This window comes from Cytobacillus pseudoceanisediminis, from assembly GCF_023516215.1.
Classification (GTDB): domain Bacteria; phylum Bacillota; class Bacilli; order Bacillales; family Cytobacillaceae; genus Cytobacillus; species Cytobacillus pseudoceanisediminis.
Map to the genome: position 1 here is coordinate 5,133,983 of NZ_CP097349.1, position 12,681 is coordinate 5,146,663.

8 protein-coding genes and 3 pseudogenes are annotated in these 12,681 nt (G+C 42.9%); 8 read left to right on the forward strand and 3 right to left on the reverse strand.

Annotated features, from left to right (window positions below; translation table 11 throughout):
• The first annotated feature begins 321 nt into the window (after positions 1-321).
• Both M5V91_RS27365 and M5V91_RS27370 read left to right on the forward strand, forming a co-directional pair.
• Positions 322-609, forward strand: coding sequence for a hypothetical protein (locus M5V91_RS27365; RefSeq protein WP_369425920.1), 288 nt, complete (start codon positions 322-324; stop codon positions 607-609).
• 273 nt (positions 610-882) lie between these two features.
• On the forward strand, positions 883-2,202 hold the full coding sequence (locus tag M5V91_RS27370) for a CBS domain-containing protein (protein ID WP_009333252.1): 1,320 nt from the start codon (positions 883-885) through the stop codon (positions 2,200-2,202).
• A 260-nt stretch (positions 2,203-2,462) separates the two neighbouring features.
• Here the strand turns inward: M5V91_RS27370 and M5V91_RS27375 are convergent, their stop codons facing one another.
• A complete protein-coding gene (locus tag M5V91_RS27375; protein WP_251174724.1) occupies positions 2,463-2,768 on the reverse strand; it encodes a YtpI family protein in 306 nt (101 codons plus the stop codon).
• A gap of 140 nt (positions 2,769-2,908) precedes the next feature.
• Here M5V91_RS27375 and M5V91_RS27380 point away from each other — a divergent pair, with 140 nt between their 5' ends.
• Positions 2,909-3,847, forward strand: a complete 939-nt coding sequence (locus M5V91_RS27380; protein ID WP_019383071.1) for a DHH family phosphoesterase — start codon at positions 2,909-2,911, stop codon at positions 3,845-3,847.
• A 27-nt stretch (positions 3,848-3,874) separates the two neighbouring features.
• On the opposite strand, the gene ytrI is transcribed toward M5V91_RS27380, so the two are convergent.
• Both ytrI and ytrH read right to left on the reverse strand, forming a co-directional pair.
• The gene (gene ytrI, locus M5V91_RS27385) at positions 3,875-4,375 is read right to left on the reverse strand and encodes a sporulation membrane protein YtrI (protein WP_009333249.1); all 501 of its coding nucleotides are present in this window, start codon (positions 4,373-4,375) and stop codon (positions 3,875-3,877) included.
• Entirely contained in the window at positions 4,372-4,767 is a 396-nt protein-coding gene (ytrH, locus tag M5V91_RS27390; RefSeq protein WP_019383072.1) for a sporulation membrane protein YtrH, read from the reverse strand. Before ytrH ends, ytrI begins: the two co-directional genes overlap by 4 nt.
• A gap of 115 nt (positions 4,768-4,882) precedes the next feature.
• Between ytrH and dnaE the strand changes: the two are divergent.
• The 5 genes and pseudogenes from dnaE to accA all read left to right on the forward strand — a co-directional run bounded on the left by dnaE (position 4,883) and on the right by accA (position 12,291).
• Positions 4,883-8,240, forward strand: a pseudogene (gene dnaE / locus M5V91_RS27395) (DNA polymerase III subunit alpha).
• Between the two features lie 180 nt (positions 8,241-8,420).
• Positions 8,421-9,659 carry an NADP-dependent malic enzyme gene (ystJ, locus tag M5V91_RS27400; protein WP_217025962.1) on the forward strand — a complete coding sequence of 413 codons (1,239 nt, stop codon included), beginning with the start codon at positions 8,421-8,423 and terminating at the stop codon, positions 9,657-9,659.
• 68 nt (positions 9,660-9,727) lie between these two features.
• Positions 9,728-10,289: pseudogene (locus M5V91_RS27405) on the forward strand (FadR/GntR family transcriptional regulator).
• 162 nt (positions 10,290-10,451) lie between these two features.
• The gene (accD, locus tag M5V91_RS27410; RefSeq protein WP_019383075.1) at positions 10,452-11,330 is read left to right on the forward strand and encodes an acetyl-CoA carboxylase, carboxyltransferase subunit beta; all 879 of its coding nucleotides are present in this window, start codon (positions 10,452-10,454) and stop codon (positions 11,328-11,330) included.
• Positions 11,315-12,291, forward strand: a pseudogene (gene accA / locus M5V91_RS27415) (acetyl-CoA carboxylase carboxyl transferase subunit alpha). The gene accD and the pseudogene accA overlap by 16 nt, the downstream one beginning before the upstream one ends.
• Positions 12,292-12,681 lie beyond the last annotated feature (390 nt).

A 12,681-nucleotide genomic window follows, 5' to 3' on the forward strand; every position in this document is an offset into this window, starting at 1 on the left:
ATAACTGTCTAGCGCAAGCAGCCTATCCCCTCGAGGTCACAAGCCTGTCTAGTTGCGACTCCTGGGGACAAAAGACTAGTCAATCCCTTCCAGAAGGAAAGAACCCCTTCTTGCAGGGCTCGTCTTGTGCTTGTCGTCTCTGGGCAGTCGCCTCCACATTTCGGACAAGCCTCACAAAAAGGCAAAGAACGCCTTTCAGAGAGGCTCGTCTTATGCTTGTCGGGGGTGGGCAAGGCGCTTACGCTTTTCTTTAAAAACCAATCATTTTCCCAGCCTGTCCGCATACATTTTAGGGAGGATAGGATAAAGGAGGAAGCTAAATTGAATAAAAATCGATATTTGCTATGTTTGCTGCTGTGCGGATTGCTGCTTTATTATGCCGCTCCTAGAATGGGTGTGTTTAATGGAGGGACTGAAGGGATCTTTGCCATCAGCTGGCTGGCCCTTGCCCTTTTTGTCATTGCCGGAAACCTGACTGCATTGTTGTTTGCCCCAAAAAAGCGGCTGCTTCGGGGAAGCGGGTGCGCAAAATGGCAGAAAGGAAGCGGGTGCGTTCCTTCGGCAGATAAAGTGAAACTTCAATCAGTGTCCCTCATTGTTGTTAGTTGAGGCCCACAGGACAAGGAGGCATCGTCAGCATGAGCATCGCACGACCGAAAGCGGCAGCTTTTGGGAGGACGTGGCGTTCTTAGTCTTTGTTCTTCTATCGGGCCTTTATGGGCAGTTTGACCCCTACCTATCTTCTTGATTGCTCTGAGTCTTGAAGTGGGGGTTATACTGCCCGTTAGCCTGCGATAATTTAAGATTGCCGAAGTCAATTGTATCAAGGCCTCTTTACCCTTATAATGAAAAATAAGGAATAATTTGTAGAGGGTGAAAGTCTTGGCTACTAAGCATGAGCAAATATTACATTACATTGATGAACTGCCAATTGGAGAAAAAATATCGGTCAGACAGATCGCCAAGGCGCTCGCTGTGAGTGAAGGGACTGCTTACAGAGCAATTAAGGATGCTGAAAATAAGGGATATGTCAGTACAATAGAACGTGTTGGGACAATAAGAATCGAGCGGAAAAAGAAAGAAAATATTGAGAAGCTTACTTTTGCCGAAGTTGTTAATATCGTTGACGGCCAGGTACTCGGAGGAAGAGCCGGTCTTCATAAAACACTGAACAAGTTTGTTATTGGAGCGATGAAGCTTGAAGCGATGATGAGATACACGGATGCCGGAAACCTGCTGATTGTCGGAAACCGGACCCAGGCACACGAATTGGCATTGAAGGCTGGGGCTGCTGTGTTAATTACTGGGGGCTTTGATACAGAAGACCATGTCAAAAAACTTGCTGACGATCTGCAGCTTCCTGTGATCTCAAGCAGCTATGACACCTTCACAGTTGCAACTATGATCAATCGGGCTATCTATGACCAGCTTATCAAAAAGGAGATTGTACTTGTTGAAGATATCCTGACTCCTCTGAAAGAAGCGATTTTCCTGAAAACAACCGATACAATTGCAGATTGGCTAACGTACAATCGTGAAACCGGCCATAGCCGATTCCCGGTTGTCGACAGTAATCTAAAAGTGCAGGGAGTTGTCACTTCCAAGGATATTATGGGACATGATAAAGAAACGCTTATTGAAAAAATTATGACCAAAAACCCTATGACGGTTGGCGGAAAAACGAGCGTTGCCTCTTCCTCGCATATGATGGTATGGGAAGGGATTGAATTGCTTCCTGTGGTAGATGAAGCCAATAAACTTGAAGGGATTGTTAGCCGTCAGGATGTGCTGAAGGCGCTGCAGATGATCCAAAGGCAGCCGCAGGTAGGTGAAACAATTGACGATATAGTCACCAACCAGCTGGTTATGACTAGGGGAAAAACCAAAGGGGATGACGTTTATCGCTGTGAGGTTACTCCGCAGATGACCAACCACCTTGGAACGATATCCTATGGGGTCTTTACAACCATTGTTTCGGAAGCTGCAAACAGAGTGTTAAGAAGCTATAAAAAAGGTGATCTCGTAGTTGAAAATATGACGGTCTACTTTATTAAGCCTGTTCAAATCGACAGTATGCTTGAAATCTATCCAAAAGTATTGGAAGTAGGACGGAAGTTCGGAAAAGTGGATGTGGAAGTTTTTAACGAAGGCGTCCTTGTAGGCAAGGCAATGATGATGTGCCAGCTAATTGACAGACATTAATACAAGAAAAGCAGAAGCACCTTGCCCACAAAGGAACGCAGACCAAGAACGCCACGTCCTCCCAAAAGCTGCCGCTTTCGGTCGTGCGATGTTTATGATGACGAAGACTCCCTTGTCCTGAGGGCCTCATCTCGAGGGGGCCGGCTGCTTGCGTTAGACAGTAATAAGTGTTCAAGGATATATTTTCCATCTGATGAAGAAAAAGCCGCTCACATTTTGAACGGCTTTTTTTGCAGGCACTTACGGAAATCCGGTTAAATTTAACTCTTCCTTGCTTCCTCAGCTTCTTTTGCAGCGTGAGGCATGTAAAACTTATATGCTTTCATGCCGCCCCATATGCTTAATACCCCAACAAGGATAAACACAATTCCCACAATAAGAGCTGTTGTTGTATTGTATAAAAACAGCTGATTAAGGCCAAATATGGCGACGAATGATCCAAGCGCAATCCTGGACTTGGCTGATATCCATTGTCTTTCAGCCGGCTGTCTGCTTCTGAAGAATTTCACTTTGTAGACAATATAGAAAGAAAAAGAGAGAATAATCAGGATAACAAAGATAGGCATTTCATAACCTCCAAGTTTCGACAATCTCTTATTATTTTACCTTCATTAATAAAAAATTGCCATAAGCGTGCTGTGTTTTCTTTTTCTTTTCACGATGATATGGTAAAAATAAAGTAGTATTCAGAAAAAAGGAGCGCGCCATGAAACAAAAGATACTTGATGAAATTAAAAAATATGAAACAATCATTATTCATAGGCATGTCCGTCCTGATCCGGATGCATATGGTTCACAGGGAGGCCTTGCTGAAATCCTGAAGGCTTCATTCCCTGAAAAATCAATCTTCACTGTCGGGAAGGAAGAAGAAACACTTCATTATATGAGAAGGCTGGATGAAGTATCTGATGATGCATATAATGGGGCGCTGGTCATTGTTTGTGATACAGCAAATGCGGAACGGATATGTGATGATAGATATGGAACGGGTAATAAACTGATCAAAATTGACCATCACCCGAATATGGATCCATATGGAGATATGATGTGGGTTGATACGGATGCAAGCTCTACCAGTGAAATGATTTATGAGTTTTATCTTTTCGGCAAAGATCAGGGTCTGAAAATGTCTGATGAAGCTGCTAGATTGTTATTTGCCGGAATAGTAGGGGACACCGGCCGTTTCCTCTATCCAAGCACGACAGAAAAGACGTTTGCATATGCAGGTGAACTGATTCACTATAATTTTTCGCGGCCGGAACTGTTTGATAAGATGTATGAGCTGGACGCAAATATTGTTAAATTGAAAGGCTATGTACTGCAGAACTTTGAAATGAGAGGCAGCGGTGCAGCTGTCATGATCCTGAAAAAAGAACTGCTCGAAGAATTTCAGGCAGTACCTTCTAAAGCTTCCCTGCTTGTAAGTGTTCTAGGCGATGTGAAGGGAATAAAAGCTTGGGTTTTCTTTATCGAGGAGAGCGATCAAATCCGTGTGCGGTTCCGTTCGAAGGGTCCAATTATTAATGAAGTTGCAAGAAAGTATAATGGCGGAGGACATCCTCTTGCTGCCGGAGCTTCCATTTATTCATGGGAAGAGATGGAATCGGTTGTAAGAGATTTGGAGGATGTCTGCAAAGCTAACTAAAATATAATGCCCGGCAAAAGCCGGGCATTAATCCAGCATGATATTTAATTCAATTGAGACGGTTGTATAGATGACCAGTTCTTTAACTTCGACCCGGTATCTCTTTTCATTTACCCGATGTGTTTTATTTTCTATTATTTTCTTGATCAGTTCGCTGCTTTTGTAAACAGTATCGATGTCTTTGGCAACCATCATGCTAATATCCTCTTTTATTTCATCTTCCAGCTGAAAAACACTGAAGGAATCCAATTTATATTTTTCGCTGTTGACAATTTTAATGGATATATCCTGGACAGTCAGTTTTTTCTGGTTTTCTTTATTTAGTTTTTTGAATTCCTCCTGCCAGATTTCCTTATCTTTTTCCAATTCAAAGATAGCATCCTTTTGAAGCTTGATTTCTTTGCTGTATCTCTCCTGCCATTGTCCAAAAACAAATAAAAAAATAAACCAGCTGATGATGCCCCCTAGGGCCATTCCTGCTAAAAAGCGCTGCCAGGATGGCAATCGGTAGTAAGGCGGTATCCTCATGCTGAAATGTTCTCCTGAGTCAGCCAGTTAATAAGCATGGCGCCTGTCTGGGCCCCTCCGAGAGCAGAAAGAATCAGCATGAATTGCTTAAATATATCCTTTGTCTGTCCGTCCATGACACCTCTTTCAAAGCTGTAAACTGTATCAAAGGTTCCTCCGATTGCTGCAATGATAGCCCAGATGCGTATCATATTTGAAATCTGGAAGATTTGATTTAAAGGAGGCTTTCCTGTCAGAAAAGCAGCCATACCTCCAATGATTGAACCTCCTATCAAAACACCGAAAGCAATAAAATAACTATCAATTAAAGTGGAAAAAAAGGGCTGGGTATTCATATCATCCATCCTCGCTGCAGGAATGGCCCTGCCAGAATTATCTTGATACTTCATCATATGGACAAACTTAGAAAAATATGTTTTTTAGCTGCCGTTAAAAAGAGAACATATTTTCTTTTTGGAAACGGGCGTTCTATAATGAAAATACAGAGAAATTAAGGGTGTGAGAAACGTGTCATTTATTCACCTTCATGTATATAGCGCTTATAGCCTACTATCGAGCACGGCAAGAATAGAACAGCTAGTGTCAGGCGCCAGGGAAAACAGGTTTCCTGCCCTGGCTTTAACGGACCGGAATGTCATGTACGGAGCTGTTGCCTTTTATAAAGAATGTCTTAAGCAGTCCATAAAGCCTATCCTGGGCCTCTCTGTGGATGTATTAAGCGAGATATCCGAAGGGGAAGCTTATCCGATGGTCCTTTTGGCTAAAGACAGGCAGGGTTTTCAGAATCTATTAAAAATCACAAGCACAGTCCAGACAAAATCGCCTGAAGGCATCCCTGTTAAATGGCTTAAGCACTATGCAGGAGGATTGTTTGCTTTAACTCCCGGCCTTGACGGGGAAATAGAACACTATCTTGAGGCGGGTGAATACGGCCAGGCAAAAAGAACAGCTGAACTTTTCAGCAGTCTTTTCGAGCCGCATTCCTTCTTTTTCGCTATACAGGATCATGGGCTGCGTGAAGAGAAAAAAACCATGAACTTCTGGTTCAGCTTTCCGGGGAAACCGGGATTGGCCTGGCGGCTTCAAATGGTGTTTGTTACATAAAAAAAGAAGATGCTTTTGCCCATGAGTGCCTGCTGGCCATTAAAAATGGAGAAAAGCTTCAGGATGAAGCGAGAGAGCGGCTGAAGAGCGATGAGTATTATTTAAAGTCATCCGGGGAAATGGCAGAATTGTTATCGGGTTATCCGGATGCTTTGGAGAATACGATTAAGATAGCAGAGCAATGCAATGTTATGCTTGAGCTGGATAAACAGAACCTCCCTAAATACCCTGCTGTAAAAGGGATGAGTGCCGATGAGCTATTGGCAGAAGTTTGCTGGAAGGGTTTTGCTGACAGATATCCGGATGCAGATGGTGAGCATAGGGAGCGTTTGCAGTATGAGCTGAATATAATTAAGAACATGAAATTCAGCGATTATTTTCTAATCGTTTGGGATTTTATGAAGTTTTCGAGAGAAAATGGAATTTTAACCGGTCCGGGGCGGGGATCTGCTGCCGGTTCAATGGTTGCTTATGTCTTATATATTACAGATGTGGATCCAATTGAGCATCAGCTATTATTTGAGCGGTTCCTTAATCCAGAAAGAATTTCCATGCCTGATATTGATATCGATTTCCCGGATCACAGAAGGGATGAGGTGATTCGGTATGTGTCCAGGAAATATGGAGAGTTGCATGTTGCTCAAATTCTTACGTTTGGAACATTGGCAGCTAAGGCGGCACTACGGGATGTCGGCAGGGCATTTGGGCTTAATCCGAAAGAGCTGGACATGCTTTCAAGAAAAGTACCTTCCAAATTGGGCATCAGTCTCGAAGAGGCTTACAAAGAATCAGAGCCTTTAAGAAGATTCACCGAGGAATCCGATTTAAATCGCAGACTTTTTGAAACGGCTATCAAACTGGAAGGTCTCCCAAGGCACACATCCACTCATGCTGCCGGCGTTGTAATCAGCGAGCACCCGCTGGTTGAGGCCATTCCCATTCAAAAGGGACATGAGAATGTTTATTTGACCCAATACTCGATGGAGCATCTTGAGGATGTCGGCCTATTAAAAATGGATTTTCTCGGTCTTAGGAACCTGACACTAATCGAGAATATCTTAAGCTCTATACAGAGAAAGACAGGCACACAGATTGATATAAAAAACATTCCCCTGGATGATGAGGCAGTATACAGTCTTTTGGGAAGAGGAGATACTACAGGCATTTTCCAGTTTGAGTCTGAGGGGATGCGAAGTGTGCTGACAAGGCTCCAGCCAACGCGCTTTGAAGATATTGTGGCTGTCAATGCCCTTTACCGCCCCGGCCCTATGGAAAATATCCCGCTGTTTATTGACAGAAAGCACGGAAGGAAGCCGATTATATTTCCGCATCCTGATTTGAAGCCTATTCTTGAAAATACGTATGGTGTCATCGTGTATCAGGAACAAATTATGCAAATCGCTGCAAAAATGGCAGGATTTTCACTGGGTGAAGCCGATTTGCTTCGGAGAGCGGTCAGCAAGAAGCAAAAAGAAGTGCTTGACCGTGAGCGTGTCCATTTTGTAGGGGGAGCAGTAAAGAAAGGCTATAATGAACAAGCTGCTCATGATATATATGATCTAATTGTCCGGTTTGCAAACTATGGATTTAACCGGAGCCATGCGGTTGCATACAGTTTCATAGCTTATCAGCTGGCATATTTAAAAACTCATTATCCGCTTTACTTCATGGCTTCACTGCTGACTTCAGCAGTAGGCAATGAAGGCAGGATTGCCCAGTATATCGGAGAACTGAGACAGATGGGTTTGGCGCTCAGCCCGCCATCCATAAATAAAAGCGGCTATTCGTTTCTGGTAGAGAAAGATTCAATCAGGTATAGTCTTGCAGCCATAAAAGGCGTAGGTGCTGCAGCTTTAAGGGATATTTTTCAGGCTAGGAAAAATAAGCGCTTTGAAGATCTGTTTGATTTTTGCATAAGGGTTTCAACAAAAGCTGTTAATCGCAAGGTCCTCGAGTCCCTGGTTCATTCAGGAAGCTTTGATGAATTTGGGGAAGATAGAGCTGTTCTGCTTGCCAGCCTGGATGTGGCTGCGGAACATGCCCAGCTTGTTATGCCGGAAGACGATCAAGCTGATTTCTTTGAGGATGATGAATTTTTTCCTAAGCCTAAATATACCGAAGTAGATCCGATCCGTTCCGAGGACAAGCTGAGATTTGAAAAAGATGTGCTGGGCCTGTATTTATCAGATCATCCGGTTTCAATCTACGAATCATCTTTTCACCTGCTGGATGCCAGTCCGCTGATTGAACTCGAAAGAAATGCAAATAAGGCAAAAACAGTTGCATATTTATCCGAAGTGAAAAAGATCCGTACGAAAAAGGAGAGCCAATGGCATTTCTATCCTTGAGCGATCAGACAGGGGATATGGAGGCAGTTGTTTTTCCAAAGGTGTTTAACCGATTTTCAATGCTGTGCTCCCAGGGAAGCATCGTCTTTGCGGAAGGAAGGATTGAGGAACGGGACGGAAAGAAGCAGCTGATTGTCCAGCATCTGGATGATGTGAAGGAAGCAATTGAAAAAATGCAAAACAAAGATCCAGTTTTATATTTAAGGATTACCGAGGATCGGGAAACATCTGAAAATCTTCGTTTGCTTAAAGAGTTATTTAAGAAAAATGAAGGCCGGGTTCAGGTGGTTTTATATTATGAAAGCTCCCGAAAAACCATTCGCCTGGGTGAAGAAGACCTGATCTCGCCATCAGAGGATTTCCTTCAATTGCTTATGAAAGTGCTTGGGCAGAATAACGTCATTTTAAAGTAATTATCCTTTACAACAATAACAATTATGGTATATTTGTAAGAAGAAAAATAAACTGGTCTGACCACTGAAGCGAAGGATAAGCCCTGCGCCATCTGATAATCAAGCAGAAAGGCAGCAGGTATTTCTTCGTCGATCTATGTTTATATATAAATCCTATCCGGAATATGAGGAGTGAAAATTTTGACCTTACGCGAAGAAGCACTGCATATGCATAGAGCTAATAAAGGGAAATTGGAATCTAAATCAAAAGTACAGGTGCGAAATGCCAAAGACTTAAGCCTTGCTTATTCCCCAGGGGTTGCTGAGCCCTGCAAGGAGATTTATGATAAGCCGGAAACTGTCTATGAATATACGATGAAAGGTAATATGGTTGCGGTTGTTTCCGATGGAACAGCTGTGCTGGGATTAGGAAATATCGGGCCGGAAGCCGCCCTGCCTGTAATGGAAGGTAAAGCTGTACTATTCAAAAGTTTTGCAGGAGTGGATGCATTTCCGATTTGCCTCAATACGACCGATGTTGATAAAATTGTTGAGACTGTAAAACTTCTTGAACCTACATTTGGAGGCGTAAACCTTGAAGATATTGCTGCTCCAAATTGCTTTTATGTAGAAGAGCGACTAAAAAAGGAAACAAATATTCCTGTTTTCCATGATGACCAGCATGGCACTGCCATTGTGACTGTTGCAGGTCTTGTGAATGCCTTGAAGCTTTCAGGAAAGAAAATGAATGAAATTAAGGTTGTGGCAAACGGTGCCGGTGCGGCCGGAATTGCCATCATTAAACTTCTATACAGCTATGGTGTTCGCGATATTATTATGTGTGACACCAAGGGTGCCATCTATGAAGGCCGCCCACAGGGAATGAATGAGATAAAAAATGAAGTAGCGAAGTATACGAATCGTGAAAATGCCAAGGGAAGCCTAGCTGATGTTATTAAAGGTGCAGATGTATTCATCGGGGTTTCTGCGGCTGGAGCGTTAACGGCAGAGATGATTGGTGCCATGAATCAGGACCCGATTATTTTCGCTATGGCTAATCCAACTCCTGAAATTATGCCTGAAGAAGCGAAAGCAGCTGGAGCGATGGTAGTTGGGACAGGAAGATCCGATTTTCCAAACCAGGTCAATAATGTGCTGGCTTTCCCTGGAATTTTCAGAGGGGCTCTGGATGTCCGTGCAACTCATATCAATGAGAAAATGAAAGTAGCTGCTGTAGAAGCCATTGCCAATTTGGTTCATCAGGATGAGCTGAATGCGGATTATGTCATCCCTGGGCCATTCGATCCCCGTGTCGCACCTGCAGTTGCGGCTGCAGTGGCAAAGGCAGCAATGGAAACCGGTGTTGCCCGCATTAAAGTGGATCCTGAAGAAGTAAAGGAAAAAACGAAGCAACTTGCTGTCATTGGAAAAGGTGAGTGACTCCATACGTGAATCCACCTCAAAATAACACGAAGGTTTATATCGGCATTGTCAAACAGCTTAGGTCCATGATTGAACATGACGGACTTAAGCCTGGAGATCGATTGCCTTCCGAAAGAGAGCTGTCAGAGCGCCTGGGTGTCGGGCGCTCTTCCGTTCGGGAAGCATTAAGAGCCCTTGAACTTCTTGGCTTAATAGAGACAAGGAGGGGCGAGGGGACTTTTATGAGGGATTTTAGAGGTCATCAGCTCGTACAGCTGCTTAGCACGTTTATTCTTCAGGATAAGAAATCCATCAGAGATGTTAAAGAAACCAAGTTCTTGATCGAACTTGATTGTTTATGGCTAATCATTCAAAAGGCTGGAGAAGATCAGCTTCTTAGGTTCAAAAAGTGGTCTCTTGAAGCAGACTACTCAGATGATGACTTTTTCTGAAATCGTCACACTTGCAGATAATCATCTATTCCTCCGCATCTGGATTATCCTTAAAGATTATTATAATTCTTTGGATCTGGAGACAATGATGGTAACCAAGGAACAATATGCAAAGCTGATTGAGACATTGATTTCCAGAAATGAATCCGAAGTTATTCGTGTATATAGAAATCTGAGAAAATTGTCGAAAGGCTAACGACAATTTTTTGCAAATTTTATAGCTGATATCCTCTATATTTAAATAATCAGACAAGCATTAATGGAGCCTAGTAGAGTTAGGCATTCATTTTTAAATCGGTGGTCTGACCACTGTTGAAATTAATGGAATTGATTCAGCGATTATCAGGGAGGTTTCATCTTGCTTAAAGATATTTTCACTAAGACGAAGAAGAAGAAATATGCAACCATTCCATCGGAAACGGCAAAGCAGGATGTGCCGGAAGGAATCATGACAAAGTGTCCGAACTGCAAGAAGATCATGTATACAAAAGAATTGGTTAAGAACCTTAAAGTGTGTTTTCACTGTCAATACCACCACACCATGAATTCAAAAGAGCGTTTGGAAAGCTTTTTGGATGCCAATAGCTTTGAGGAAATTAACGCAAACATGATATCTGAAAATCCTCTTAATTTCCCGGATTATATTGAAAAGCTAGAAAAGGATCGGGAAAAGACAAAGATTAATGAAGCGGTAGTGACTGGGACAGGCACTGTAAATGGCCAAAAAATAGCAGTGGCCGTTATGGATTCCACATTCAGAATGGGAAGCATGGGCTCAGTAGTCGGAGAAAAAATTACCCGTGCCATTGAAAAAGCTGATGAACTTGGAGTTCCTTTTATTATATTTACCGCATCAGGCGGAGCAAGAATGCAGGAAGGCGTATTAAGCCTGATGCAAATGGCTAAGACAAGTGTAGCCTTAAAAAGATTCAGTGATAATGGAGGCCTGATTATCTCCATCATGACTCACCCGACAACAGGCGGTGTGTCTGCAAGCTTTGCTTCACTGGGAGATTACAATTTGGCGGAACCAGGTGCATTGATTGGCTTTGCGGGGCGCAGAATCATAGAACAAACGATCCGTGAAGAACTGCCGGAAGACTTCCAGACAGCAGAATTCTTATTAAAACACGGTCAATTGGATGCAGTCATCCCCAGAACAGAGTTAAAGGACAAGATATCAGCCATTTTATCAATACATCAACCAGGAGGTGACTTCCAATGGCAGGAGAATTAGAATTTGAACGTCCGGTTATGGAGCTGAAAAAAAGATTGCTGAATTAAAAGAGTTCACAAAAACAGCCGATGTAGACCTATCCTCTGAGATAGAGAAGCTGGAAGCGCGCTTGGAGAAATTAGAAGCCGATATATATGAAAATATGAAACCGTGGGATCGTGTGCAGATTGCAAGACATCCCGCAAGGCCTACCACCCAGGACTATATTTCCTTTCTTTTTGAGGATTTTTTCGAGTGTCATGGAGATCGTGCTTTTGGGGATGACGAAGCCATTGTTGGAGGCATTGCAAAGTTTAGGGGCCTTCCGGTTACCGTCATCGGGCATCAGCGCGGAAAAGACACAAAAGAGAATATCCGCAGAAATTTTGGAATGCCGCATCCCGAAGGTTACCGAAAAGCATTAAGACTAATGAAGCAAGCAGATAAATTCCGAAGGCCGATTATTTGTTTCATTGATACAAAGGGCGCCTATCCTGGGAAAGCCGCAGAGGAACGCGGACAGAGTGAGGCGATCGCAAAAAACCTGTTTGAAATGGCCAGCCTTAGGGTGCCTGTTATCTGTATCGTCATCGGTGAAGGCGGAAGCGGCGGAGCGCTGGCTCTCGGTGTGGGAAACCATATTCATATGCTTGAGAACTCCACTTATTCGGTTATTTCTCCAGAAGGAGCTGCTGCTATTCTCTGGAAAGATGCCACGCAGGCCAAAAAGGCTGCAGAATCCATGAGAATTACTGCACCGGATTTAAAAGAATTAGGTGTTGTGGATGAGATTATCGAAGAGGTAAAGGGCGGAGCCCACAAAGATGTAAAGGTACAGGCTGCAGAAATCGGAGAGGTCCTTTATCGATCATTGAAGGATTTGTTGGATCTTTCTGAAGATCAGCTGATCGATCACCGGTACAACAAGTTCAAATCCATTGGTGAATATTCGTTTTTAAAGGAATTTATTGGGGTAAAATAAAAGCGTGCTTTCGGGCACGCTTTTATTTTTTGCCTATTTCAGTGCACAAGCCATCTACGTCAGCGGGAGGCTTATACAAATACCACTTTCAAAGTAAAAAATGCAGGTTTTTCTATTTAAACCGCTTTCAGTTACCCGACAATTCTGTATTTCCTTGAATTTGCCTGATAAAGTTGAGATGCTCCCTTCTTCATGGTATTTTAGAAATATTCAATAGCGTTTTGTTAAATAATAAGATAAGCAGACTATGCTCTGCTTTACATAAAGAAGAGCCTATATTACATACAAAATTCCTGGGCAGGCGGTGTCCATGATTTATAGGCTGTGAATAAACAGCTCAGCAGACAACACGCTTTCTTATTTTATATAAATATACATTCGGGGTGATTA